The sequence below is a fragment of the Bacillus sp. FSL R5-0820 genome, from assembly GCF_038593385.1.
In the GTDB taxonomy this organism is placed as follows: Bacteria; Bacillota; Bacilli; order Bacillales; family Bacillaceae; genus Bacillus; species Bacillus altitudinis.
The window spans coordinates 3,078,518-3,104,013 of the sequence record NZ_CP151991.1; the positions used below are offsets into that span (position 1 = coordinate 3,078,518).

General features: G+C 40.2%; 22 protein-coding genes, 1 tRNA gene and 1 pseudogene. 4 read left to right on the forward strand and 20 right to left on the reverse strand.

All coding sequences use genetic code 11. The annotated features are described in order from the left end of the window. Positions 1-2: 2 nt before the first annotated feature. From opp1B to NST15_RS16025, 5 genes are all read right to left on the reverse strand, one after another. Positions 3-932, reverse strand: a complete 930-nt coding sequence (gene opp1B, locus NST15_RS16005; RefSeq protein WP_048002924.1) for a nickel/cobalt ABC transporter permease — start codon at positions 930-932, stop codon at positions 3-5. Between the two features lie 15 nt (positions 933-947). Then, the gene (gene nikA, locus NST15_RS16010) at positions 948-2,591 is read right to left on the reverse strand and encodes a nickel ABC transporter substrate-binding protein (RefSeq protein ID WP_035389467.1); all 1,644 of its coding nucleotides are present in this window, start codon (positions 2,589-2,591) and stop codon (positions 948-950) included. A 289-nt stretch (positions 2,592-2,880) separates the two neighbouring features. Beyond that, on the reverse strand, positions 2,881-4,050 hold the full coding sequence (locus NST15_RS16015; protein ID WP_342498657.1) for a macrolide family glycosyltransferase: 1,170 nt from the start codon (positions 4,048-4,050) through the stop codon (positions 2,881-2,883). 186 nt (positions 4,051-4,236) lie between these two features. After that, on the reverse strand, positions 4,237-4,788 hold the full coding sequence (locus NST15_RS16020) for a hypothetical protein (RefSeq protein WP_017359180.1): 552 nt from the start codon (positions 4,786-4,788) through the stop codon (positions 4,237-4,239). 499 nt (positions 4,789-5,287) lie between these two features. After that, positions 5,288-5,363: transfer RNA gene (locus NST15_RS16025), tRNA-Arg, on the reverse strand. Positions 5,364-5,616: 253 nt separating this feature from the next. On the opposite strand from NST15_RS16025, the gene clpP reads away from it, so the two are divergent. Continuing rightward, on the forward strand, positions 5,617-6,213 hold the full coding sequence (gene clpP, locus NST15_RS16030; RefSeq protein WP_007500118.1) for an ATP-dependent Clp endopeptidase proteolytic subunit ClpP: 597 nt from the start codon (positions 5,617-5,619) through the stop codon (positions 6,211-6,213). A gap of 55 nt (positions 6,214-6,268) precedes the next feature. Here clpP and NST15_RS16035 read toward each other — a convergent pair whose 3' ends face one another. Further along, positions 6,269-6,847, reverse strand: a complete 579-nt coding sequence (locus NST15_RS16035) for a TIGR00730 family Rossman fold protein (RefSeq protein WP_060781447.1) — start codon at positions 6,845-6,847, stop codon at positions 6,269-6,271. Between the two features lie 136 nt (positions 6,848-6,983). On the opposite strand from NST15_RS16035, the gene NST15_RS16040 reads away from it, so the two are divergent. Beyond that, on the forward strand, positions 6,984-7,325 hold the full coding sequence (locus NST15_RS16040; RefSeq protein ID WP_017368102.1) for a MazG-like family protein: 342 nt from the start codon (positions 6,984-6,986) through the stop codon (positions 7,323-7,325). Positions 7,326-7,354: 29 nt separating this feature from the next. Here NST15_RS16040 and NST15_RS16045 read toward each other — a convergent pair whose 3' ends face one another. Together NST15_RS16045 and NST15_RS16050 are read right to left on the reverse strand one after the other, a co-directional pair. Beyond that, positions 7,355-8,977, reverse strand: coding sequence for a SulP family inorganic anion transporter (locus tag NST15_RS16045; protein WP_342498658.1), 1,623 nt, complete (start codon positions 8,975-8,977; stop codon positions 7,355-7,357). Between the two features lie 37 nt (positions 8,978-9,014). Then, complete coding sequence (locus tag NST15_RS16050; RefSeq protein WP_025208023.1) at positions 9,015-9,596, reverse strand: carbonic anhydrase; 582 nt, start codon at positions 9,594-9,596, stop codon at positions 9,015-9,017. A 563-nt stretch (positions 9,597-10,159) separates the two neighbouring features. Here NST15_RS16050 and NST15_RS16055 point away from each other — a divergent pair. Together NST15_RS16055 and NST15_RS16060 are read left to right on the forward strand one after the other, a co-directional pair. Further along, positions 10,160-11,137, forward strand: coding sequence for a D-glycerate dehydrogenase (locus NST15_RS16055; protein WP_342498659.1), 978 nt, complete (start codon positions 10,160-10,162; stop codon positions 11,135-11,137). Positions 11,138-11,479: 342 nt separating this feature from the next. Continuing rightward, positions 11,480-11,806: pseudogene (locus tag NST15_RS16060) on the forward strand (ribonuclease); the annotation flags it as partial. Positions 11,807-11,972: 166 nt separating this feature from the next. Here the strand turns inward: NST15_RS16060 and NST15_RS16065 are convergent. From NST15_RS16065 to NST15_RS16120, 12 genes are all read right to left on the reverse strand, one after another. After that, entirely contained in the window at positions 11,973-13,214 is a 1,242-nt protein-coding gene (locus NST15_RS16065) for a dicarboxylate/amino acid:cation symporter (protein ID WP_342498660.1), read from the reverse strand. Between the two features lie 13 nt (positions 13,215-13,227). Then, positions 13,228-14,538, reverse strand: a complete 1,311-nt coding sequence (locus NST15_RS16070; RefSeq protein WP_342498661.1) for an aminotransferase class V-fold PLP-dependent enzyme — start codon at positions 14,536-14,538, stop codon at positions 13,228-13,230. A gap of 577 nt (positions 14,539-15,115) precedes the next feature. Then, positions 15,116-15,988 carry a MurR/RpiR family transcriptional regulator gene (locus tag NST15_RS16075; protein ID WP_039963728.1) on the reverse strand — a complete coding sequence of 291 codons (873 nt, stop codon included), beginning with the start codon at positions 15,986-15,988 and terminating at the stop codon, positions 15,116-15,118. Between the two features lie 248 nt (positions 15,989-16,236). Further along, complete coding sequence (locus NST15_RS16080; protein ID WP_342498662.1) at positions 16,237-16,989, reverse strand: arylamine N-acetyltransferase; 753 nt, start codon at positions 16,987-16,989, stop codon at positions 16,237-16,239. A gap of 38 nt (positions 16,990-17,027) precedes the next feature. Further along, entirely contained in the window at positions 17,028-17,285 is a 258-nt protein-coding gene (locus tag NST15_RS16085; RefSeq protein WP_008348124.1) for an HPr family phosphocarrier protein, read from the reverse strand. A 26-nt stretch (positions 17,286-17,311) separates the two neighbouring features. Continuing rightward, positions 17,312-18,262: a DNA-binding protein WhiA gene (whiA, locus tag NST15_RS16090; protein WP_008348125.1), complete on the reverse strand. Its 951-nt coding sequence runs from the start codon at positions 18,260-18,262 to the stop codon at positions 17,312-17,314. Between the two features lie 17 nt (positions 18,263-18,279). Beyond that, positions 18,280-19,239 carry a YvcK family protein gene (locus NST15_RS16095; RefSeq protein WP_008348128.1) on the reverse strand — a complete coding sequence of 320 codons (960 nt, stop codon included), beginning with the start codon at positions 19,237-19,239 and terminating at the stop codon, positions 18,280-18,282. Next, entirely contained in the window at positions 19,240-20,127 is an 888-nt protein-coding gene (rapZ, locus tag NST15_RS16100; protein ID WP_255234207.1) for an RNase adapter RapZ, read from the reverse strand. Between the two features lie 39 nt (positions 20,128-20,166). Further along, positions 20,167-20,631 carry an 8-oxo-dGTP diphosphatase gene (locus NST15_RS16105; protein ID WP_008348133.1) on the reverse strand — a complete coding sequence of 155 codons (465 nt, stop codon included), beginning with the start codon at positions 20,629-20,631 and terminating at the stop codon, positions 20,167-20,169. Between the two features lie 357 nt (positions 20,632-20,988). Then, on the reverse strand, positions 20,989-21,939 hold the full coding sequence (gene trxB / locus NST15_RS16110; RefSeq protein WP_255234075.1) for a thioredoxin-disulfide reductase: 951 nt from the start codon (positions 21,937-21,939) through the stop codon (positions 20,989-20,991). Positions 21,940-22,173: 234 nt separating this feature from the next. Beyond that, complete coding sequence (locus tag NST15_RS16115; RefSeq protein WP_167403837.1) at positions 22,174-23,547, reverse strand: NlpC/P60 family protein; 1,374 nt, start codon at positions 23,545-23,547, stop codon at positions 22,174-22,176. A 364-nt stretch (positions 23,548-23,911) separates the two neighbouring features. Beyond that, positions 23,912-25,372: a tetratricopeptide repeat protein gene (locus tag NST15_RS16120; protein ID WP_342498663.1), complete on the reverse strand. Its 1,461-nt coding sequence runs from the start codon at positions 25,370-25,372 to the stop codon at positions 23,912-23,914. Between the last annotated feature and the right edge of the window lie 124 nt (positions 25,373-25,496).

Sequence of the window (25,496 nt, forward strand, 5' to 3'; positions counted from 1 at the left end):
TTTTAGACCTCCTTTCTTAACTGCGGGTTCATGATCATTTGTATGACATCAGCAACGAGGTTGCACACAACGAACAGGCATCCCATCACAAACAAATAGGCTTGAATCATAGGGAAATCGGCGTGAAAAATAGCTGTTACACACAAACGGCCAACCCCTGGCCAAGCAAAGAGATTTTCAATAATGACGGTTCCTGCAATGAGCTTTGGTACTGACATACCGAGTGCTGTTACTGCTAGTTGAAGGGCATGTCTCATCACCTTCAATTGAATGGTTCGTTCCTTTAAACCACGAGCTCTTGCATAAAAAACAAAGGGCTCGTGCTGAAACTTTAGGATTTGATTTCGAATGAGTCTCACATAGGTCGATAAGTAGCCAAGTGATAAAGTCATCGCTGGCAAAAGAATCGATTTAAACCCTTCCATTCCACTCGTGTTGACCCAGTTAAATTTGACTGAAAAAAGCCAGATAAACAAAATGCCCAACCAAAAACTAGGCATGGAAGCTGCAATAAACACAAATGCTCTCACGATTCGATCCAACCATGTATGTGCCGCATATGCACACACCATTCCGAATAACAAACTCAGCACAATAATAAACAAAAGGGACATCCCTGCAAGCTGTAAAGTCGCAGGAAGTGCCTCCATCATCAGGTCAAGTACAGGCTCATGTGTGACATAACTACTGCCAAAATCACCTGTTAATCCGTCTTTAAGCCATGTGACATAGCGTATGAAAAACGGTTGATCTAAGCCTAGCTCTTGACGCATAGATTCAATCATCTCTTCCGTTGGGGTTACTTGGTTCACACGTAAAGCGACCTCAGCTGGATCACTCGCACGCATCGCAAGTAGCACAAACGCAAAAAACGTAATGAATACAATGAGCGGCAAAAGAAGCAATAATCGTTTTATGATATAGCGTGTCATGTCTCAGCCTCCGATTTATGACGAAAAATACATTCGATCAAAGGGAATTTCATACTGAGATACATGAAAATCTACACCTTTGAGGCGCTTATTATAAACGGCCTTTGTCACAGAATAGGAAATAGGGATATACACATTTTCATCATGAATATACGTCAAAATATCTCGGTACATTTGTGCCCTCTTTTGCTCATCCGGCTCCACCAATACTTTCGTAATGGTCTCATCCAGCCACTTTTTCTTTTTCAATCCTAACTGAGCTTGATAATCAGCATGGGATGCAACACGGAATGAAGAGACGTATGTTTGAGGGTCATAAGGAAGTCCCCAAGATAGAGAGTACATAAGATCAAACTTTCCTGTTTTTTGACGATCTAAAAATGCCTGTTTTTCTTCACCTCTAATATCCAGCTTGATTCCAACCTGCTTGAAGTCCTGCTGAATCGATTCACTAATCGTTCTTTCACCTGCATTATCCGAATTATAATAAATGGTCACGCTGAGCGGCTTGTCTTTTTGATAGCGATAGCCGTCTTCTTTTAGCTTCCAGCCTGCCTCATCTAATAATGCCTCTGCTTTCTTTTTTTGATAGGTTTTCTTTTTAAGCGGAATATCTGCGTAAGGGACTGATGGGGCGAGCAGTGTATGTGCCACCTGTTCAGTTCCATTTAAAATCCCTTCTGTAATCATCTCTTTTTGAATGGCATATTGAAATGCTTCTCTTACTTTTGGATCTTGTGTTATTGGTTGATTGGAGTTGATCACAATAGATCTTGATCCAACAGGAGGACTCACGGTTACCCCATATTGACCAGCTTCTTTTAAAGCCTGAAATGAATCTCCGTCGATCATGTCACCATCAGCTCCAAATAAGAGGTCGATCTCCCCTTTTTGCAGAGCGAGTAAAATCGTTTGGTGATCCGGCATGACCTTCCATTTCACTGTTGAAATCTTTGGCTTCTTTCCCCAATAGTGATGATTCACTTCAAAAATGGCATATTGATTTTTCTTATGTTCCTTTAACACATAAGGGCCTGTACCTGCATAACCTTTGACGCCTTTTGATGTGGTGCCATCAATAAAGCTTTTGGGAGAAATAAAACGGAATGGACGTGTTAAACCAAGTTCTTCTAATGTTGGATAATAGGGCTCCTTCAATGTGAGAACAAATGTATGTTCATCTACAGCCTTTGTGGATTTAATTTCTGACACGAGATTGAGCCAAGCATTTTTTTCGATATTTTTGACAACTGCATCAATATTCATTTTGACAGCCTTCGCATTAAATGGCTCACCATCTGAAAAAGTCACGTTTTCTCGAAGATGAAATGTGTAGGTTTTTCCATCTTTAGAAATATCCCAGCTTTGGGCCAGGGCAGGTTGAATGCCTTTTTCCGTATTCACAACAAGCGATTCAAACACCATATTTTGAGCGGCCATCTCCCCGCCATATAGATGGGGATTAATGTCTCTTATATCTTTTGTACTTGCATACACCAGTTCATCATCTTCTCTTCCACTTAAACTGGAAGAGGTCTTATTTTCAGAACAAGATGCCAATAGAAAACAAGCCATGACTGAAAACAGCATCAAGGTATATGTCACAAAGGACTGCTTTTTCTCGTCCTTTTTCTTTATGTAAACAGGTTGATGATTCATATGTACTTCCCCCAAATGTTCATTTTATCGTAATCATTACGATTATTAATCGAAATGATTACGAATTGAATATTAGCATACAGATCTGGGAAATACAATGTCTTTTTTCACCGAAAAAACAGACTCATGATTGAGTCTGTCAGGTTGTTGACAAAGAGCTAAAATGATCTTTATTTTAGCTCTTTGTCTTCTTTTCAGCGTGAAAGAAAACCTTTGCAGTCTAGGAAGGGCGAGCACCAGCGCACAGACCTGCGGGCGAATTCGAGGGTTTGTCTACACGCTGAGAGACTCATGATTGAGTCTGTTTCGCTTGCATAAACTGATCAATGACACGTAATGCTTTTTCTGTTCCACCTGCTGTTTGGAAACTTTCTTCAATCTTTTCAATTCCAGCACGGTACGTGTCACTTCCCAGTACACTCTCTACAGTATCTCTCAGCTGTTTTGCTGTCAGTTGGTCTTTATCAAGTGCACGAGCAGCAGAGAGATCCGTCAGTCTTTTTGCCACCATCGGCTGATCTTTGTCAACCGGGATGACAACCATTGGAACATGATAATGAATACCTTCATTGACACTGTTCATCCCGCCGTGAGTCACAAACACATCTGTCAGTTCAAGGACTTCAAGCTGCGGCACATAAGGCTCGATGAGAAAATGAGATGGCGCTTCTTTTAGGAGAGACATGTCGATTTTTTCACCAGTTGCGAGAATCACTTTTCCATCAAAGTCGGCAAAGGCATCAATACACATATTAAAGAATGCTTCAGTATCTCCAAGAACCGTTCCCAATGAAATAAAGACAACCTTCTCCCGCTCAAGCGCTTCTAATGGGAAATCGTGCTGGTCAGCACGTTTTAGAAAGCTCGGTCCAATGAAGACAAACGAATCATCCAATGCATCAACAGACGGCTGAAAATATTCACTTGTATACACCATATTCAGTTCTCCGCGGTTTTTCATGAATTGCATCAAGTGCTTTGGCTGAACGCCAAAACGTTCATGTATTTCTTCTAACAGATGAGCCGCCTTCTCATCTTTTCTGTATAGAGGTGTATCAAAATGTGCCTCTTGCAGCACAAAAGAAGGATTCGAACCGATGCCTGGAATCTGTAAGTAATCCCGCACAAGCTCACCTGCTCCAAACATATCAAAATAGACCAAATCAAATGAATGCTTTTGAGAAAGAGTTTCCACCACTTCTAAAATGTCTAATGACGTTTGTAGCATGGCATGAAAAAATGGCTGCATGGATTCCAAATCGTCTTCTTCCACACTTAATGTCCGAATATAATCTGGATGTATATGTATGTGAGCGCCTAAGCGTTTGATCCGCTTTTGATAATGTTCAGTTGTGACCACATGCACTTCATCACCTCGATCAACAAATGCTCTTATCATTCCTAACATTGGGTTCACATGTCCTTCAGCTGGGAACGTAATCATTAAAACCTTCGCCACAAGAATCCTCTCCTTATTGTCAATTCCCTTCCATGTTAATCTTATACAGTGATCGGTCTCAACAAATACGCCTGAAAAGAGCAGAAATGAGTCTTATGGCTAGTATTTTAAGAGGATAGCAGAAAAAAAGACAAAGCCTCCTGTTTAAGTGCTTTGTCTTTTAGATCGGATCTGATATTTTGATATTTATTCAAAGCAGGCTGAATACACATTTCCTATATTGAAAAATTCAAGTAGTGCTCTTTTTGCTTCAGGACTAGCATTTTTCGCTGCTTTATTTACAGCTGTTTTTACAGCATTCGCCTTACTTTTTCCTGCCTCTCTAGCCGCTTTATACGCTGGAATCAATGTTTTAACAAATTTTGTAGCACCTCCTGCAGCTTTTAATGCGGACTTGACTTTTGCGATTTTTGCTATCGGTATAACATTGGTTATAATGGCAGTTCCAACCGCGGAAATACAACCAACTACCCCCATAGTAACAACCTCACCTTGTCGTTGAAGAGGGATATTAGAGTTCTCTTCCAACCATTTAACTACAGCTTCATCCCCTTTGGCAATAACGCTGTCAGGTAAAGCTTCAATCGCCAATAAAACCTCTAGCAACTCTTGATACTCTTCATCCACTTCTGAATTAGGACTAATTGCTGTTGCATTCGCAGTAAAAATCGTTGACAATAGCATGAAAAGAGCTGTTATGAAGCATATTACACTCTTTTTATGAAAAATAGTTTTCATCCAATATACCCCTTCCTTGTTTATTTTTTGAATACGAGGTAAAAATATCATATTATAATAATTGTTTCAATTTTATAGATTCATATTGGAGGGATATTTTGTGAAAGTCTTGGAGAAATACAGTTATTTAATCATCATTCTTTGTCTGGCGGCAATGATAGTGACAAACTTCACTGTGAATGACAATATAGTAAAAAATACTGTATCCGTGATTGGATTTATCATTGTTCTTTTTACAATTATACCTGCGGCTATTTACAGGAAAGGCCAAAAAGGCAGGTAACCCCTTTATAGCAATCAACCCCATTCTTATGTTAAGAGTGGGGTTGATTTTATTATACTCGGATAGATGTTGCTGGCTTGCAGCCAAACCATTTTATCACTTGCTTATCCTAACTTTATTAGAAGAAAACGATCAATTCGATTAAACATAAAAAACCCCTCTTCATATGAAGAGGGATTCATGAAAGACCTTTATCATCGTAAGCAAGGTCAAGTACGCGCTCGGAGGGATTCGAACCCCCGGCAGACGTGGTACCGGAAACCACCGCTCTATCCAACTGAGCTACGAGCGCACGATATGTTTTTTAAACGTCAGCATATCAAATTATAAGGGAAATGCTGCAAGAAAGCAATGATTAATCGCCAGCCCTGTCGATGTATTTTCTTCATTCCCATACATATAATCATATGATGGTTTGAAGTGAAAGGATTTTGGGGAAAATGGATAGGGGTATTTGATTTTAGGTCAGCATTTTGTTTGACCTTTATTGACCAAAAATGTATCATTGAATTACATACTTACCTAAAAGGTGAAGGAGGAACATTATGAATTTAATACCTACAGTCATTGAGCAAACAAATCGTGGGGAAAGAGCTTACGACATTTATTCTCGTCTTTTAAAAGACCGTATTATCATGCTTGGTTCTGCGATCGATGACAATGTTGCCAACTCCATCGTATCACAGCTTCTCTTCTTAGAAGCCGAGGATCCTGAAAAAGATATCTCTATCTACATTAACAGCCCTGGCGGTTCGATCACAGCTGGTATGGCCATTTATGATACGATGCAATTTATTAAACCAAAGGTATCAACTATTTGTATTGGTATGGCTGCATCTATGGGTGCGTTCCTGCTTGCTGCTGGTGAAAAAGGTAAGCGTTATGCCCTTCCAAATAGTGAAGTGATGATTCACCAACCACTAGGTGGTGCGCAAGGTCAAGCAACAGAAATTGAAATTGCGGCAAAACGAATCCTTTCTTTACGCGATAAACTGAACCAAGTACTTGCTGAACGTACTGGTCAGCCAATTGAAGTCATTGAGCGCGATACAGATCGTGACAACTTCAAAACAGCGGAAGAAGCACTTCAATACGGACTCATTGACAAAGTCTTGACCCGTAATACAGAAGAACAAAAATAATCACAAAACAAACCGTCTGCTCTTTGAACAGACGGTTTTTTGTTATGCATCTATTTTAAGACAGCTCCGTCCATTTCTGCTGAAGAGACGGTGTTTGATAGGAAGCCATCTGTGAAATCAATTCTTCCGGTTCTCCAGAGGCATGTAGCAATTGAAGGTGTGATTCATTCGAAAAACCTTCCTTTACACTAAACTTCACCATGTCTATGAGCGGATTGAAATAGTCATTCACTTGATACAATCCGATTGGCTTTTGATGGATGCCAATTTGCGCCCAACATAGCACCTCAAATAATTCTTCATATGTACCAAAACCACCTGGCATGGCAATAAACCCATCGGCCAGCTCGCTCATTTTCGCTTTTCGTTCATGCATCCCTTTGACTTCAATGAGTTCAGTGAGCTCTTGATGCACAACTTCTCCTCTAAAAAGCCCTTTTGGCATGACTCCGATCACTTGCCCGCCGTTTTTCAATACCTCATCCGCTATAGCTCCCATTAAGCCAATTCGTGAGCCACCGTATACAAGGCGGATTCCTTGCTCTGCCATATAAGCCCCTAGCTCGACAGCTTTTTGTTTGTAGATGTCATTCACACCTGGATTCGAACCAGCAAACACACAAATCGTTTTCATCAAAACAGCTCCATCTCTCTCTATGATTTCTTCACCCACTCATTCTACTATAATTCATTGTAAAGAAACAGCCGCTCCATCTATATATAGTGTAAAATCAGAAGATGAACACCATATAAGGAGCTGTATAAAGAGAATGCAAACAACTGAAATGGAAAAATGGATCAAAGATTTCTACAAAATGAGAAATTGGACAGAATACGGGCCGTTTATCAGGTTAGGTTTCCTGATGGAAGAAACAGGTGAACTCGCTCGCGCAGTCAGGGCGGTCGAAATTGGACGCGATCGACCTGATGAGAAAACACAGGAGGACGCCGCGTTAAGGAAGGACCTTATTGAAGAAATGGGAGATGTCTTAGGAAATCTACTTGTTCTAGCTGATCTCTATGATGTAACAGTAGAAGAGGTCTTCTCTTCCCATCAACAGAAACTCACACAACGGTTTTCTAGTGAAAAAGAGCAGGTAAAAAGCACGTGACTGACATGTCACGTGCTTTTTTTAGCCTTTTATAGCTGCTGTGGTGAAATATCGTCCGTTCGTTCAAAGAAATGCTGCTTTCCAATGTGATGGAAAAGTCCGGTACGATGCAAAAGCTCTTTTGGCTGTGATTGAAGCCCTACAATCATCAATTTTCCATTGTGATGCTTTAAACGATTGGAAATGTTCATCAGAACCGCTTCTGCTGAGGTGTCCATATAATTCACTTTGTTCATAAGCAAAATGAGTGTTTTCGGCTTTGTCTGAACATGATCCAAAATCGAATTTTCCAATGAATCGGTTGTACCGAAAAAGAGTGGCCCTTCAATCGAATACATACTAACCCCTTTCTGATCGGTCTCCCTTTCTAAGGCAGCCGTCGTTTCGATTTGAGGAACAGCGACATTTGTGTGGATATTCGTTGTCTGGCTCATTTTTTTGATAAAGGCGATAAACGCTAAAATGAGACCTGCAGTCACCCCTATAATCAAATCACCGATGACCGTTAGCAGGAAGGTCACGACAAGCACAAGGGAATCCGCATTTTTGACTTTGACAATATTGATAAACTCTTTTTTCTCACTCATATTCCACGCCACAAACATCAAAATCGGTGCCATGGCAGCAAGTGGAATCATCGATGCATATGGTGCAAATAACATTAAGATGAGCAAGACAACAACACCATGCACAACTCCTGAGATGGGGCTTGCTCCACCATTTTTAATGTTTGTTGCCGTACGAGCAATCGCTCCAGTCGCTGGGATCCCTCCGAAAAGCGGTGCCGCCATATTGGCAATTCCTTGCCCGACGAGTTCTTTATTGCTGTCATGCTTTGAGCCTTTCATATTATCAGCAACCATCGCGGACAAGATCGACTCCACGCCGCCCAAAAGCGCAATGACAATAGCCGGCGGCAGCAGATAAATCATTTTTTCAATCGTCAATTCAGGAAAAGAGAAAGTTGGCAGCTGACGAGGGATTTCGCCATATGCAGAGCCGATGGTTTCAACTTGTCCTTGAAAAAAGAGAACAGCTATAAATGTTGAAACAAGTAGACCTAATAGAGCACCAGGTATTTTGGGAATGTATTTTTGTGCCGCCAAAATCACGATGAGCCCAACAATCGCTGTGAGAATGGCGAAACTGTTTGCGGTACCAAGATGGACCACGATTTCTCTCATATTGAGGAAAAAGCTTTCATGCTTTTCAACACCCTTTAATCCGAGGAAGTTGGCAATCTGTCCTGAAAAAATAATGACAGCAATGCCGGCAGTAAAGCCGATGATAACCGGACGAGGAATAAATTTCATGAGCTTTCCTAGTTTGAATATTCCGAATAATACAAGCATACAGCCTGCCATAAAACCAGCAATGAGTAAGTTTTCAATACCGTACTGACTGACGATCCCGAATAAAATTGGAACAAATGCCCCGGTCGGTCCGCCGATCTGATACTTTGAACCACCAAACAATGAAATCAAAATGCCGGCAACGATGACTGTGTATAATCCGTATTCTGGTCCGACACCAGATGCAATGGCAAAAGCCATGCCTAAAGGAATTGCCACAACGCCCACGACAAGCCCAGCGATTAAATCGCGTCTAAACTTTGATGAATCATAACCTTCAAATCTTCCATAAAAACGCATGGTATGTGTTGGCCTCCTTCAAGTATGTGTAGATGATTTAGGTATACTGTGGGTCGATCTGTTTATCTTTTATAACGACATCCAACTTTCCTGTTGCCGGATGAATCACTAGTCCATGAACAGCTACATCACTTGGCATGAGCGGGTGCTCTTTGACTAATTTCACACTTTGGGATACGCTCTCTTCCACTGAATCAAAGCCTGTCAGCCAGCCCTTTAAATCGACACCTGCGCTTTTCACAATGCTCAAACACTTTTCCTCAATTCCCCGTGCTTTTGCCTTTTCAAGTAAAGGGTCTGCCGCAAGGCCTGCCATTCCGCATTCATGATGGCCGACAATGCATACTTCCTCTGCTTTCAGCTCATAAATGGCTAGTAAAATACTCCGCATAACACTGCCAAATGGATGTGTGACGATGGCTCCTGCATTTTTAATGATCTTCGCATCACCATTACGAAGCCCCATGGATTGCGGTAATAATTCCAACAGGCGTGTATCCATACAAGTTAATATAACCAATTTCTTCTCAGGAAATTTTCCCGCCTTGAAAGGCTCATACTGTCTCTCTTTCACAAAATCTGCATTGTGCTGAAGAATCTGTTCTAATGTTGATCCCATCCTGTCATCTCCTATCTTTTTTAAGTGATTGTAACGCCTTACCTGGCCTCCTTTTCCCTTGTGTGTTCTCAAGCATAGAGAAGAAAAATGATAGAAAAAAAAGAAAAAAATGAGAAAACGATGAGAGAATATGTAAGCATTTTCTCTATTTTGCTCTTTGTTCCGCTTCAGCACAGGGGATATGCGGCTTTTGCTTACAAACGATAGCTCTCATTTCACCAAAAGACGATGAAAAGGTTTAGTAGAAAATGACCATCCCGTTTAATACACTGCAAATATAATAAATTTTCTATCAAAAAGTCTCGATCTATTTTCCAGTTTGTCAGATTATCTCTCGAAACATCTAGCATTTTTCTATGACTCATCTACTAATCACTCGTTTTTCTACATCGTAAAAAGACATCAGATGGCCATGTCATTTACTCTTTCACTATAAAAATCTCTCCTTTTCCGTTATTTCAGTATATTAAATATTGAGCAGCTCATATTCAAACGTGTACTGCCAAAATGGTTGCTTTATAATAAAAAGAGAAAGATGACCATGTGAAAGGAGCGAGTTGATGATGAAACCACATATTTTTGTCGCCAAACCCTTACCTGCCTCTTTTGAAGACATGCTAAAGGAACATTGTACATACGAGGTATGGCAGTCAAAGGATCCGATCCCAAGAGATCTATTATTTGAGAAGCTGCAGAAGGCTGATGGCCTTTTAACATCTGGTACGAAAATTGATCAAGATTTATTAGATCATGCACCCCAACTCAAGGTGGTGAGCAATAATTCAGTCGGCTATGACAATTTTGATCTAGAAGCCATGAGACAAAGAGGCGTGATTGGTACGCACACGCCTTATACACTCGATCATACCGTTGCTGATCTTGCCTTTTCGCTCATTCTCTCTTCTGCGAGGAGAATTGCCGAGCTTGATCGTTTTATCCGCAAGGGAAAATGGACAAAATTTGTTCAAGAGGAAGATATATTCGGCATTGATGTCCATCATCAAACGCTTGGGATCATTGGGATGGGACGAATCGGTGAGCAAGTAGCCAAACGAGCCGCTCATGGTTTTGATATGAACGTCCTCTATCACAACCGGAGCCGAAACGAGAAAGCCGAATCGGCCTATGGCGCTGTATATTGTGCACTGGATGACTTGCTAAAGCAAGCTGATATCATTGTGTTAATCACACCGCTGACTGATGAGACGTACCATATGATAGGAGAGCGGGAATTGAAATTAATGAAGCCGACAGCTTTATTCGTGAACATCTCCCGCGGAAAAACCGTCGATGAGAAAAGCCTCATTCAAGCACTGCAGGAAGGGTGGATCAAAGGAGCTGGTCTGGATGTGTATGAGCAAGAACCGCTTCAGGAAAATCATCCTTTCAAAGAGATGGACAATGTCACACTTGCCCCGCATATCGGTTCCGCTACTGAAACGACAAGAGATTTTATGCTGAAACGAGCCATTCATAATGTGATTCATGGAATTGACGGCAAAGCCCCTGTTGATATTGTGAAGGAGCTTGCCTCATCTTAATTGAAAAAAGGCGCAGGGAACTGCGTCTTTTTGTTTACGTCATCTAGAGACAGTAGGTCAAAAAGCCTCATTTTTTCCAATCTCCTGATTCTTTACATTCTCTTCATATGCCGGTGCTATAATATGAGGTAGACAAGCATCAAGAGGACGGCATCCCATTTCCTTTTGAGGAGGATCAAGATGAAAAAAATAAGTTCGATTTTTACTCTGTTCGCTCTGATTGCTGCCATTCTGTTTTCTGGATTTATCCCGCAGCAAGTCCATGCAGAAACACCACTTACACCCACAGCCACAAATGAGACTGCTTCCGTACAGCTTGCACCAGACCTTCGTACCCTTGCCGTCATTAATACCTTTGATGGTGTAGCAGATTACTTAATCCGCTATAAACGACTACCTGATAATTACATCACCAAATCACAAGCGAGCGCCCTCGGATGGGTGGCATCAAAAGGAAATTTAGCTGAAGTCGCGCCGGGCAAAAGCATCGGTGGAGACGTATTCTCTAATCGGGAGGGACGCCTTCCATCAGCTAGTGGCCGTACATGGCGTGAAGCCGACATCAACTACGTCTCCGGTTTCCGTAATGCTGACCGCCTAGTATACTCAAGTGACTGGCTCATTTATAAAACAACTGATCACTATGCGACATTTACGAGGATTCGTTAATCAATGAAAAAGACAGCCCTTTGATGAGCTGTCTTTTTTATAATGTTTGCTTGCGGGCTGCAAACGTTGTGTCAATTGATATTGCTACATGAGATTTATCACTAGGCAATCATGTTATTTATAATAGACAGAATATTAAGTTAATTATACCTTTACATCAACTCTTTTAATATTTTATATCGTTTATTTTATTCACATTTAGTTGTTCATCTTCAATCATATTTTCACTACGCGCAATACACAGTGTACTGACTACGTCACCTGTCACGTTAAGTGAGGTGTGTCCCATATCGATGATTCTATAGATCCCAGCAATCATTCCAACTATCTCCATAGGGAGTCCTAATGTAGTTAACAGCATAATGGTCATAACGATACCACCTCCAGGAATGCCGGGCGATCCAACTGATATTAAAGTTGTCATGAATATGACTAGTAATTGCTGGCTAATTGGCATGTCAATCCCATATATTTGGGAGACAAATATGATGGCAGCAGAGTAATACACAACGGCACCATTCATGTTCATCGTTGCTCCAATAGGAAGGGTAAATTGCGCTAGTTCCTCTTTCACCTTAAAATCTTCTTTCGTCACAGAAATAGTAACAGGTAATGTTCCAGAACTGCTTGTCGTACTCGCAGTCACTACCCAAATTTTACCGATTGACTTAAAGAACTTGGATAAGGGAATTTTCGCTATGAATTTTAACATAAACAAGTACATCAAAATGATGACAGAAATCAAACCGATATAATCAACTAAAATAAATTTGCCCAAAGGCCCAAATATTTTCAAACCGTATTCCCCAATCGTACAAGCCATTAAAGCAGCCACACCTATAGGTGAAAATGCCATGATGATTCCTGTCATTTTATACATTACCTGTGTACCTTCTTCAAAAAAATGTCTAAGGGTGACTGATTTGTTTCCTATTAAAACGATGGATATCCCCAAGAAAATAGAAAAAATGATAATTTGCATGAGATTTCCTTCTGCTAGAGCCTGAACAGGATTTGATGGAAATAGACCTAATATCGTCTCTCCAAAAGTAGGAATATTGGCAGCTTTATATTCAGACGATGTCTTGATACTATCAATATCAATTCCATTCCCCGGTTTAAATATATGCGCAACCAAAAGACCGATTCCACCTGCTATTAAAGTCGTTCCAATATAATAAATCAGCGTCTTTGTTCCGATTTTCTTTAATTTTTGAACATCACCAATACTAAAGATTCCAGAAGTGATGGAGAAAAAAATGAGCGGAATCACGATCATTTTAATGAGTGTTAAGAATATATCCCCAATAGGTTTAATGATTAATATTTTTTCTTTAAAGATTAAACCTAGCAATATACCGATGACAAACCCAATAAATACTTTTGTACCGAGACCTAATTTCTTCATTAGTAGTTCCCCCCTAGTTGATGAGTTTGCTCATTCTCTTCGTTTCAGATAACTCTTTGGTTACACATAAAAATTGATCGATGTCCTCTTCTGTATGACAATGGAACGGTGAAACCCTTATCGCACCAGTTAATCCAATGGCTTCGAGTATACGTTTTGAGTAGACACTAGTATTCACTCGTTCATAAACGGTAATGCCTCGATCTTGATAGTCCTTTCTTAGTTGTTCATCATCTATCCCTTGAATTCCCATCGCAACGATGAGATCTCTTTTCGTTAAATCAGGGTCATCCGCAAAAACTTTTACGTTCTTCATATATCTCAATCCCTCGATCTGATCACTGCCTTCAAGAAGTCTATGGAGTAGTGCTCTTTCGTGAAGAACTATTTTTTTCATACCCTTTAGATACTTCTCTCTTCTAGACATTTCTCCAATACTGTCATACGAACCCAACCAGCATACATAGTCGATAACAGCTGACATAGATGCAAATAGCGAAGGTGTTGGTGAACCGAGTTCCCATTCACGATCATCCTTTGCTATTAATTTTTGATGTGGAAGTTTCGATAATCTGTCTGAAACATAGGCGAATCCAATACCTCTTGACGCCATAAATTTATATGGTGCAAAGTTTGCTCCATCTATACCAAGCTTTTCTACATGAAGAGTCCCATGCGGCATATGCTGGACTGCATCAACAATAATATATAAATCTGGTTTTTTCTTTCTAGCAGCTTTTATTATACCTTCAAGATCCATGATATTTCCTGAAATATTACTGGAAGCAATGACGCTTAACAAAATCGTATTCTCGTCAATTTTATCAGCGATCGCTTCGGGATCAACAAAGCCTGTATTCACATTTGCTTGAGCAACTCTAAATTCTTTATTGTTCTTTTGACAGTAAAATTCTAATGAGTCATACGCAGAAGGATGTTCAATATTAGTCGTGACGGCATTCGTTCCCTCAACATTTTCAATAATAGTTGAGACCATTTTAAACATGGCTTGAGAAGCTGTTAAATCTGTTATTAAAGAACCTGACTCATCTCCGAACATGACACTCAATACATCATTCTTACATTTGTCCATCATATCATTCAGATCTGTTGCTCTTTGATGGTACCTTTCTGGACAATCCGGTAACAAATCAATCTTTTCTTTCACCTTGATGGCTTCCTTTAACCTTAAAGAGCCTCCTGAATTATCAAAAAAAAGTCTTTCCCCATAGTCTGGGTCAAAGGATAGAAACGAAAATTTTTCACGTAATTCCTTTAATAGCTGCTGATCCATTAATTTCCCTACTTTATAATCATTCAACATACTTCCTCCTCTACAACACAGAAAATGTTTATTGAAATTCTTAAAAATAATATTAATGAATAATTTTCTTCATAATTATGATGATATAAGCTTCTTTTTCTGTCAGTTATCTTGTTAAAAAACATGACGGTTTTTTTCATACTAAACATTTCTTCCAAATCACTTGAATTAATACACTTTATAGAAATCAGCATGAAGAGCCAGTCACACAAGCAAACGTTTTCATTTATTCTTTTTTAAAAAAAATATGAAGAATTTATTTCATTTCGATTTTATCATATACATTTTGTTAATAACAATATTTTTTTGAAATTTTCAAAAAATATAAGTTTATCATTTCCTAGTCTTGTTCCATTTTTTATCTTCTCAACACATGCACAGTTTCTCAGAATTTCTCCATTAGTCATGTAAAGTAAACAAACAATAACCCACCAATTAGAAAAACTGGTGGGTCGTTTTTTGCGAATTTACTTTATTGGAGTCATACATGATTGTAGTAATACAAGCTTGACCTCCCTTAAAGAATTCAAATACACCTGCAAAGATCAGATCATATTTATATCAACTATACTTTTTATTAATACATACCAAACTGGCTAATATGTTTATTAATTCTTTCTAATTTTTCCTCACTATGAGCGACTGTCGCTCGACTGACATGTGTACATATTAACTCAGCTAAAAATAATACAGGTGTGTAAGAATTGAAGAATGCATTACTATCCACTGAAACTAAAAGTAGGACATCAGCAAAATGTGCTATAGGTGCTGTGGCTTTATCAGTAATGATGACAACTTTCGCATTGATTTCTTTTGCCATTTTGGCTGCTGCAAAGTCTACTTCCGAGTATCTTGGGAATGAAAAAATAAGGACACAATCATCCTGACTACATGAAGCTAAGGAATCAAACGGAGTAAACGATTGTTGACTATTAATCACTACATGATCAATGATCTGATTTAGGAAAACTCCCATTATTTCGGTTAACCCAGTTCTAGCTCTACTACCTAAAATATAAACTCTTCTAGCGTCAATGATATAATTGATTGCCTTGTTAAACTCTTCAGATGAATTTTTCTCTGAAATAGAATATATATTTTTTTCAAGAATTTTTAAATTGTCATTCAGTAAATCTGACTGTATCACTTTATCATAACTTAATTTTAATCTTTCAGAGGGAATGGTCACATCATCAGAAATGGCTAAGCTTTTGTCATAGTACTGTTCTCTAAGATATTTTTGAAAGTCACTATATCCAGAAAAGCCTAACTTTTTCGGGAATCGAACAACTGTAGCATTACTCACTTTTAATCTATGAGCTAGTTCTATTGAAGTAACAAGACATGCTTCTCTTACATTATTTAAAATGTATTCCGCTATTTCTTCTTCCTTTTTTGTTAGTTTCGTGTTGCTTATCATTGTTTTCAACGATTTTTGCGATACATCCATTTGGCATCCCTCCATGTTCACTTATATTGATTCATTATATTAGGGGAATAGAATGATGAAAAGCACTTGATAAAGTACGATACTAACCCCGGCTTTTTTGACAGCAATTATGAGCGGTGAGTCATACGCCTAAAGGGGGATGAGCGATTCAGCTAGGCAAGCCGGGGTGCACATTTAACATTCGTGAGTGCGACAGTGGGTACAAGTGTTTGCCTATCCGCAAAGACAACCATTCAAGCAAACTGTCTCTATGATTTAGGCGCAAGATGTGTTTGTACATATACTTCAAAAGGTTGAGGAAGCAAGTTTTTCGATACTTCTTCCTGTTCATGTATCGTGACATGATCCTCTGTCACGATCACACGACCTGTTGGTGTCAGTTTGGATGCAAGCGGTCTTTTGTTAAAAGGAGAGGCTTCATTTTCATAAATCTCATGCCTCAATTGCACAAGTGTATCTTCACCGACTTCTTTCAATGTGAAAGCATAACCTGTTTCAGCACCCGCTCCCCTATCCAATTGGAGTAGATCGGTTCCTTTTTCTGTTTCCTCTGCGTTCACGCGAAAACGAAGGGACGGTGCTTCCACCCATTCACCTGTAAAAGGGACGGGCTGAAGGGGTAAATTCACACCAAATCCTGCATCAATGAGGTAGCGCTCATGGTGATGTTGAAGGACGATGGCTACATGCGTCCCATCCAGTGCCCACTTCTCCGCTTCTTTGTTATATACGGTCCCTTGAACGAGCTGTACAGCGAGACCCGCCTCTTTTAAGACATAATATAAGAGCGGATTGAGGTCATAGCAAAGACCACCTCTGCTGCCTTCCAGAAGATGATGCTTCAAACCTTCTTGATCCAAAGCATAGGCGTGTTTACCCACCACAGATCTATTTTCAAAAGGAAAGGTATAAGCCATCTTCCTTAGTAAATCCGGCAATTGATCAAACGTAATGGACGCGGCTTCGCATCCAATTTTCTGTAAAAAGGCTGATTGAATCACAACTTTCCCTCCTAAAAAAACTGAGCCCTTGAAGAGACTCAGTTTTCTTGATTGATAAAATCCGTTAACGCATCGATGGCTTCTTGTTCATCTGCTCCATCAGCTATTAGTTTGACGGTGACCCCAGAGCTGATCGCAAGGCTCATCAGTCCCATAATACTCTTCGCATTGACTTTTTTCCCATCTTTCTCTAGAAAAATATCAGCACCAAAACGATTGGCTTCTTGAACGAACAAAGCAGCCGGACGTGCCTGCAAACCCGTTTTCAGCTGAATTGTGACCGTTTTTTCCACCATATGATCTGCCTCCCTTTTTTATTTCCCTATTTGAGTGTAACAGCTTGTCCGTTTCTTAATTGTTCTGCAATTTGATCTAGCTTTCTTAAACGGTGATTAATGCCTGATTTGCTGATCTTGCCGCTTTCCACCATTTCGCCAAGTTCCTTTAGTGTGACTTCTTGGTAGTCAATACGCAGTTGCGCAATTTCACGCAGCTTATCTGGCAGAGCGTCTAGTCCAATCTTTTCATCAATGAATTGAATATTTTCAACTTGGCGTAGTGAGGCACCGATCGTTTTATTCAAGTTTGCTGTTTCACAATTGACGAGCCGGTTCACAGAATTCCTCATATCTCGGACGATGCGCACGTCTTCAAAACGAAGCAATGAGTTATGAGCACCCACAACACTTAAGAATTCCGTAATTTTCTCCGCTTCCTTCATGTATGTGATAAAGCCTTTTTTGCGTTCAAGTGTTTTACTATTTAGATGGAATTGATTCATGAGCTCACAAAGGGCATCATTATGTTCTTTGTATAGTGAAAAAATCTCAAGGTGATACGAAGAGGTTTCTGGATTATTCACAGAACCTCCTGCTAAAAAAGCACCTCTCATATAGGAACGCTTGCAGCATCTTTTCTTCACAAGTTCTTCTGAAATGTTGCGTTCAAATACAAATTGTTCACCTAATATCTTTAGGTCCTCTAAAATGGTTTTCGCTCGTTCTACCAGTCTGACAATATACACATTATTCTTTTTTAATCTCATTTTTTTACGAACGAGCAGCTCCACAGTCACATCGTATTTCTTTTTCAAAAGGGTATAAATACGTCTTGCAATGGCTGCGTTCTCTGTCTGTATATCTAAAATCAATTTTCGATTAGAAAAAGATAATGAACCGTTCATACGGATGAGGGCAGAAAGCTCTGCTTTTGTGCAGCAGTCCTTCACTTCCAGATTAGTCAGCTCTTTTTTTGTTTCGGATGCAAATGACATCCTTGCCACCCCCATTCCTATTTTTTCTGATGCAGCAAATCGACAAGCAGCGCAGCTACTTTCAGCGTATCATGACGAATCACATGCTGGTCATATGTAATGATTTCCCCAGGGATGACTTCTAGTCCCATGGCTTTGAGTACATCTGTGTCGAATTGTACAGGCTGCGCCTGCTCTTCTGCATATTTTGCTTTGATTTCTTCTGGAATTTCTTTATTGTTCACAAATATCGTATCGATAAATGGTCGGTCCATATGATCGTTTAGTGCCTGCACATGATCAGCTGCACTGTAGGAAAGCGTTTCCCCCGGCTGTGTCATGACATTACAAATATAGACTTTTTTCGCCTTAGAACGAATCACTTCTTCGCCAATATGCGGTACAAGCAAGTTTGGCAAGATACTTGTATACAAGCTGCCAGGTCCAAGGACGATCAAGTCGGCTTCACGAATGACTTGAATCGATTCTGGGAGCGGTTCAATCGTATCGGGTGTGAGGAACACTCGTTTAATTCGCTCACCATAGGTTGGGATTTTTGATTCTCCTGTTACCACTTGCCCATTTTCTAATTCAGCATGAAGAACAACACTTGAATTCGCTGCTGGCAATACTTTTCCTCTCACATTTAAGACCTTGCTCATTTCTGTGACAGCATGAAAAAAATCACCGGTTATATTCGTCATAGCCGCAAGAATGAGATTGCCGAGAGAGTGGCCTGTTAAGTCATTCCCTTTATTAAAACGGTGCTGAAATAAATCTTCTACAAGCGGTTCGACATCAGAGAGTGCCGCAAGTACATTTCGAATATCGCCTGGAGGCGGAATATTCAAATCATGTCGCAGTCTGCCTGAGCTTCCTCCGTCATCAGCAACCGTTACAATAGCGGTAATATCCACTGGCTTTGTTTTTAGCCCTCTGAGCAAAACAGATAAGCCAGTGCCCCCGCCAAGAATGACCACCTTTGGAAGTGTCGTCATCTATTTTCTGCTTCTCTTTTCAATGTCCCGGTGAGTGACATGAGTATAGTAGTCATTTTTAAAATACTCCGATAAGTAGTTCGCTAGCGTCACTGATCGGTGCTGTCCACCTGTACAGCCAATAGCGATCACCAGCTGACTTTTCCCTTCTCGTTTATAGGACGGAAGCATAAAGCTGAGAAGGTCGATTAATTTCTCTGTGAACTTTTGCGTTTCACTCCACTTCATGACATAGGAGCGTACTTCTTCATCATTTCCAGTCTGTGGACGCATGCTCTCAATATAGTAAGGATTCGGCAGAAATCTCACATCAAATACAAGATCAGCATCAATTGGCAGACCGTATTTAAAACCGAAGGACATCACATTCACTGTAAACACCTGCCCTTGGCTTGTGGCAAAGTGTGCGACAATTTTTTCTCGAAGCTGTTTCGGTTTTAAATCCGATGTATCAAAAATCATTTGAGCCCGGCCTTTTAACTCCTCTAACAGCTCGCGCTCCATTGCAATCCCTTCAAGCGGCAAACCTGTTGTCGCAAGGGGATGAGAACGTCTCGTTTCTTTATATCTTGAGACAAGCACCTTATCGTTTGCATCTAAAAATAGAATCCTTGGTGTGATCCAGCCGATATCACTCATCTCATCTAAGGCAGCAATTAAGCTATCAAAAAATTCACGGCCGCGCAAATCCATCACAAGGGCCACCTTGCTCATCTTCGAATTCGAATCCTTCATAAGCTCTAGAAACTTCGGTAAAAGTGATGGCGGTAAGTTATCCACACAAAAGTAACCTAAGTCTTCAAAGCTTTGGATGGCAACGGTTTTCCCCGCACCTGACATCCCTGTAATAATCACAAGCTGAATATCATCTTGTTTGTGCGTATTCATGCCTGCTCCCTCTCCTTCTTTATGAAAACGGTTCATTTATTAGTCTCCTTGAGGATCTAATCGATAAGCAATCAGCTCAAAATCTGGTGTATACGTAAAAGTGCCGTGGAGAAGTCCTTTCCCTTTCAACATGAAGTCAAGAATATGAGAATCTCCTGGAGCCATCGGCAAGCTGGGCACATCTTTTACATCATGCCATTTTAAAATGCCTTCCTCCGACTCTGATACGTTTTTTCCTGTAAAGGAATCTGCCATAAAGGTGAACATCATCCACTCTTGAACGATTTGATCGCCTTCTTTTATGATAAAGGTAAACACGCCTTTTAGCTGAGGATTTAAAATATAAATGCCTGTTTCTTCTCTAAATTCTCGAACGACTGAATCCTTGACCGATTCTCCGCTCTCCATTTTGCCGCCAGGTGCTACCCACCAGCCTCGTCTTGGCTTTTGCAGCAAGAGAACTTGATCTTCGTGATGCAGCACACAATTGGTTACTCGTTGCATCAGCTGTCACCTACTCTTTTATGTCTTTTTCTTATTATACAGGTTCATCATGACTCCCACAATGAACATGCCCGTTCTTCACTGAAAACAGACAGGTTTTCGTATGAATATGGCGACGGGCACTTTCTCTATTCTTTATTTTACAACATGTAACGGTTCTCCATGCGTCATTTGTGAACATCTCGTGAATTTCTGATTTTAAGCAAAAAAAAGGACACGGATTCACATCCGTGCCAAACATGTATTCCTTATAAAAGGGGGTCAATTACTAGTTTCATCATAACGGATAATTATTTCACCCGTGTTACATTCCAGTTAAAAGCCCGTGACGCAATATTAAGGATTTACGACAGCTGTTTATTTCATTGCTTTTAGCTTTTCAGCAAGCTCTTCTACATAATGCTGTGCACTCTGTGCTGCAATACTTCCATCACCTGTTGCTGTGACGATTTGACGAAGGGTTTTTTCACGAATGTCGCCAGCTGCGAAGATTCCTTCAACTTTTGTTTCCATTCTTTCGTTTGTCTCGATGTAGCCCTCTGCATTTGTAATCCCTAGATTTTCAAATGGTTTAGACAGCGGCAGCATACCGATGTAGATAAAGACGCCGTCTGTTTTGAAGTCTTCTTCCTCACCTGTCACGGTATCAATTAATGTCACACTGCCGACTTTCCCGTTCTCTTCATTGATTTCTTTGACGGTTTTGTTCCACATAAAGTCGATTTTTTCATTATTAAATGCACGTGCTTGTAAGATGCTTTGGGCACGAAGTTTGTCGCGTCTATGGACAATTGTGACTTTAGACGCAAAGCGAGTGAGGTAAACACCCTCTTCTACTGCTGAGTCTCCTCCGCCAATCACGACAAGCTCTTTGTTTTTAAAGAAGGCACCGTCACATACAGCGCAGTATGATACGCCGCGGCCGCCAAGTTCTTTTTCGCCTGGTGCACCGATTTTTTTGTATTCAGCACCTGCCGCAATAATGACAGAGCGTCCTTTGTATTCTTTTGAACCAGCTTTGACGATTTTGTACTCTTCACCATCTACAATTTCTTTAATATCGCCATACGCATACTCGGCACCGAATTTCTTTGCATGCTCAAACATTTTATTTGAAAGTTCCGGCCCTAAGATGCTTTCAAAGCCCGGATAGTTCTCGACATCTTCCGTATTCGCCATTTGGCCGCCTGGAATTCCTCTTTCAATCATCAGTGTTGAAAGATTTCCCCGTGATGTATAAACAGCGGCTGTCATTCCGGCAGGACCCGCTCCAATGATGATCGTATCGTAGATTTTTTCTTCTGACACAACTGTCACTCCCTCTTCAATTGCTGCTAGCATTTCTTATTAGAATGCCCTTGGGTGATGCTTCCATTCATGACAGAGAGCATCATTTCCACTCTTAGCTTTTATTCCTTACCCATATCCTATTAAATCTGCGGATAATAAGCGAATCATTTGCTCATATCTTCAAAAAAAGAAAAAGCTTCCTTAAACTGCTGTTTAAGGAAGCCTGTTTACGGTTATATAGTAAGTAATGATTTATTCAACGACTCTTCTTACAACGCCATTGAATGCTTTTTTCCAGTAAACGTTGCTCATAGAGTCAACTGAAACACCGCGAGAGCTGTTATCGTTCAAGAATGTACCGTTTCCTAAGTAAATACCAACGTGTCCATTTACTTTATACGTATCAAAGAACACAAGGTCTCCGCGTTTCATGTCAGATGCACTTACAGCTCTTCCTTTACCTACAAGCGTATCTGTTGTTGTACCGCCAACTGGTCCAAGGTTGATGCCTGCTGATGCAAATGCCCAGCGAACGAATGAAGAACAGTCAAAACGACGTGCGTCAATATCGGCTTGTGATCTGCCACCGCCCCATTTATATGGAGATTGTCCTACGATGGTAGAACCTGTGCTGATCGCACCTTCGATTCCGCCTACGTTATTGCTGACAGGTGATCCACCGCCAGAAGATGGCTTCTTGCTCGGTGAACTGCTGCTATTGTTATTTGAAGATCCACTGTTATTTGAAGAAGAACCGCTGTCGTTATTAGAGCTGTTGTCTTCAGCTTGAACAGCTGCTTGACGCTGCTGTTGTCTTTGTGCTTTTTCTTCTTTTGCTTTTTGAGCAGCTTCTCTTGCTTCTTTTTCAGCTTGTTTTTGAGCAGCGATTGTTGCGTCTTTTTCAGATGCAATGCTGTTTGCCTCAGTATTTAACTCGCTGATTTGAGAAGAAGCACTTCCTTTTTGCTTTTTCACTTGCTTGAATAGCTTGTCTTTCTCATCAAGCTGTTTATTTAAGTCAGTTTGAAGTGTTTCAAGCTTTGCAAGCGTCTTTTGAACATCTTCAAGCTTTGTGTTTAATTCGTTTTCAGACTTTTGTAATTCCGCTTTGTCTCTTTCTTGTTCTTTAATGATTTCGCTGTCTGCGTTGATTAATGTAGATACAGCACCTGCACGACTGATGAAATCGCTAAAGCTTTTTGCTCCTAGTAATACATCTATGTATTTCGTAGAACCACCGCTTTCTTGAAGCGCACGTACACGCTTTTTCAAGAATTCGTTTCTTTCTTCGATACGTTTTTCTGTATCAGCAATTTCTTTTTTCAGTGCCTTGATTTCTTTTTTTGTTTTTTCGTTTTCTTTTTGTTTTTCTTCGATTTGATCACTTGTTTTTAAAGCTTTTTCGTCAATTTCTTTTAGCTTTAGCGCAAGTGCCTCTTGTTTTGCCTCAAGCTTTGAAAGCTCTTCTTTTTTCTTTTGAAGATTCTTGTTTACCTCTGACTGCTTGCTGTCTAGTTCTTGTTTCTTTTGTTCAAAGTTCTGTGCATTTGCTTCATGAGTAAATGGAATAAATAAACCGCTCGCTCCAATCACCGAAGCTAAACCGAAAGTAATAAACTTTTTCACGTATAGTTCCTCCTTTGACAATTTCCCAAGCGACATGAGAAAGCAGCAAATTCTCTGCGACCAATCTGTGCTTCCTGTGTCTTTCTTCCTGATGATTCAGTCAGATGTTGACCAGATTGTTTCTATCACTAGGTGTTGCATTATGTATAGTAAAATATTTAAATATATGTCTTTGTTTTAATCCACGAGTTTCATTATACATGACACATCGACAAAATGAGCTAATATTTTTATTACATTTATGTTTCAAATAGATGTCGAGATTGTCATACTTCGCCAAATCCTAGCAAATCCCACCTTTTTATCCAAGAAAAAAGCATGACCTTTTCGGCCATGCTGCTGTTATCTGAATCTATTTACCTATTCAAACCATGAACGTACAAATAACATTCTCATATTTTGACAGCGTTTGAACGCTGATCTGAAAAGAAGCTGCGATCTCTTTTTTGCTGACAGCTGATTCTTCTTGTTCATTCATCCATAGATAATAAGAAGCTGCTGCCCATGCACTGGCATTGTTCTTCTCTACGCCTGAAGCGCGTGCTTGCTGAATAATATGGAATAACCAAAAATATGGCATGTGGCTATCAGGCTGCACCGCTTCTTCCAAAGCAGATGCCGCCTGTTTTGCGAAGACCGCATCTTCTGAAAACGATCGTTCTTCCATTTGACCTTCATATAAAAGTAACTCAATAAACTGCTGTTCAAAGGCCGTTTTCGCAGCGCGGGAATCCAGAACAGATTGCAAGACGTCACGTTCACCTTTTTGTTTGCTGACATAGTAGGCAGTGAGTCGTTCCTCAATTGAAACCATTGGCTCAGACTCCTCTGGTTTGTCTTGCCACGGCTTGATTTCATCTGCATCAATATCTTCTTCCACCATCTTATCCCAAACGGTTTGCGCCAGCGTTTTGTGGCCCGTATAATAGGCTGCACTTGCCAGCCAGTATAAAAACGTACTATCACCTTGGAAACCTGTTTTATACAAAGAATAAAGCCATTTAAATGCCCATTCAAATTCTCCAACAAGGGCAAATGTTGCGCCAAGCTTATAACGCTGTTCACTTAATATTGGATACACGTGCGTTAATTGCTTTGCTAACGTATTGACCTTCTCTTCTTCTTTTTCATAATGATAGAAGACTAGCTGGTTGCAAAGGGCATGCAGATTACCCGGATTTTCATGTAGAACCCGGTTCAACATTTCTTTTGCCTGATCGATTTGGCCAGAATAAAAATAGGCCAAAGCGAGATTATTATACGCTGACCAAAACTCTGGATACTCAACAATCATCTGTTCCAGCATCTCGATTGCTTCATCCAGCCTGCCGCTTTCTAGCAAATGGTTGGCTTGATCCTGCTTTACAATCAGATCATCCTGATCATAAGGAAAATCTTCATCAACATCGTCACTCATATCAAGCAGATCGAGGAGATCGTCATTTTCATCTACAAATTCCCCGTCTTCTTCCAGCGCAGCATAAGCAGTGGCGCATCTATATGCCTCTTGAAACAAACCGAGATTTGCATAATTATTGGCTTTAAAGTAGTGACACTCTGACATATTCTCATCCAAGTGTTCAAGGATAAAATCAAGCAGTTCATTTGATTGTTGGTAATGACCCATTTCAGTATAAATAATGGCAAGCTGCGAGAGCATTTCTACATTTTCAGGCTCAAGTACGATGGCCCGCTGGATCAGCTTACTTGCCCTAGACAGATTTCTTTCTCTATATGCTTTTAGACCTTTATGAAAAAAGTAATGCCCATCTTGGAATAGCTGGACGACTTGTGTGTGATTATTTTGAGAAGTGTATTTACTCACCGATACCCTCCATTTCGAACAGTGTACCGTGTGTAGTATAACATACTTCATGAGTCGTCACATAGAACAAAAGGAAAGGAAGGATTTGTTTTTCATTTAAAAGCAAAAAGCCGGGGGTACCCCC

Coding starts and splice junctions, on each gene's coding strand:
- NST15_RS16095 (WP_008348128.1), bottom strand. CDS start 19,239: ATGACGACACTTCCAAAGGTGGTCATTCTTGGCGGGGGCACTGGCTTA.
- NST15_RS16045 (WP_342498658.1), bottom strand. CDS start 8,977: ATGCGTTTTTATGGAAGATTTGAAGGTTATGATTCATCAAAGTTTAGA.
- clpP (WP_007500118.1), top strand. CDS start 5,617: ATGAATTTAATACCTACAGTCATTGAGCAAACAAATCGTGGGGAAAGA.
- NST15_RS16075 (WP_039963728.1), bottom strand. CDS start 15,988: ATGGATGTATCGCAAAAATCGTTGAAAACAATGATAAGCAACACGAAA.
- NST15_RS16035 (WP_060781447.1), bottom strand. CDS start 6,847: ATGAAAACGATTTGTGTGTTTGCTGGTTCGAATCCAGGTGTGAATGAC.
- NST15_RS16050 (WP_025208023.1), bottom strand. CDS start 9,596: ATGGGATCAACATTAGAACAGATTCTTCAGCACAATGCAGATTTTGTG.
- NST15_RS16105 (WP_008348133.1), bottom strand. CDS start 20,631: ATGCAACGAGTAACCAATTGTGTGCTGCATCACGAAGATCAAGTTCTC.
- NST15_RS16020 (WP_017359180.1), bottom strand. CDS start 4,788: ATGAAAACTATTTTTCATAAAAAGAGTGTAATATGCTTCATAACAGCT.
- opp1B (WP_048002924.1), bottom strand. CDS start 932: ATGACACGCTATATCATAAAACGATTATTGCTTCTTTTGCCGCTCATT.
- NST15_RS16040 (WP_017368102.1), top strand. CDS start 6,984: ATGCAAACAACTGAAATGGAAAAATGGATCAAAGATTTCTACAAAATG.
- nikA (WP_035389467.1), bottom strand. CDS start 2,591: ATGAATCATCAACCTGTTTACATAAAGAAAAAGGACGAGAAAAAGCAG.
- whiA (WP_008348125.1), bottom strand. CDS start 18,262: ATGTCATTTGCATCCGAAACAAAAAAAGAGCTGACTAATCTGGAAGTG.
- rapZ (WP_255234207.1), bottom strand. CDS start 20,127: ATGAATACGCACAAACAAGATGATATTCAGCTTGTGATTATTACAGGG.
- NST15_RS16065 (WP_342498660.1), bottom strand. CDS start 13,214: ATGAAGAAATTAGGTCTCGGTACAAAAGTATTTATTGGGTTTGTCATC.
- NST15_RS16070 (WP_342498661.1), bottom strand. CDS start 14,538: ATGTTGAATGATTATAAAGTAGGGAAATTAATGGATCAGCAGCTATTA.
- NST15_RS16085 (WP_008348124.1), bottom strand. CDS start 17,285: ATGGTGGAAAAAACGGTCACAATTCAGCTGAAAACGGGTTTGCAGGCA.
- NST15_RS16055 (WP_342498659.1), top strand. CDS start 10,160: ATGAAACCACATATTTTTGTCGCCAAACCCTTACCTGCCTCTTTTGAA.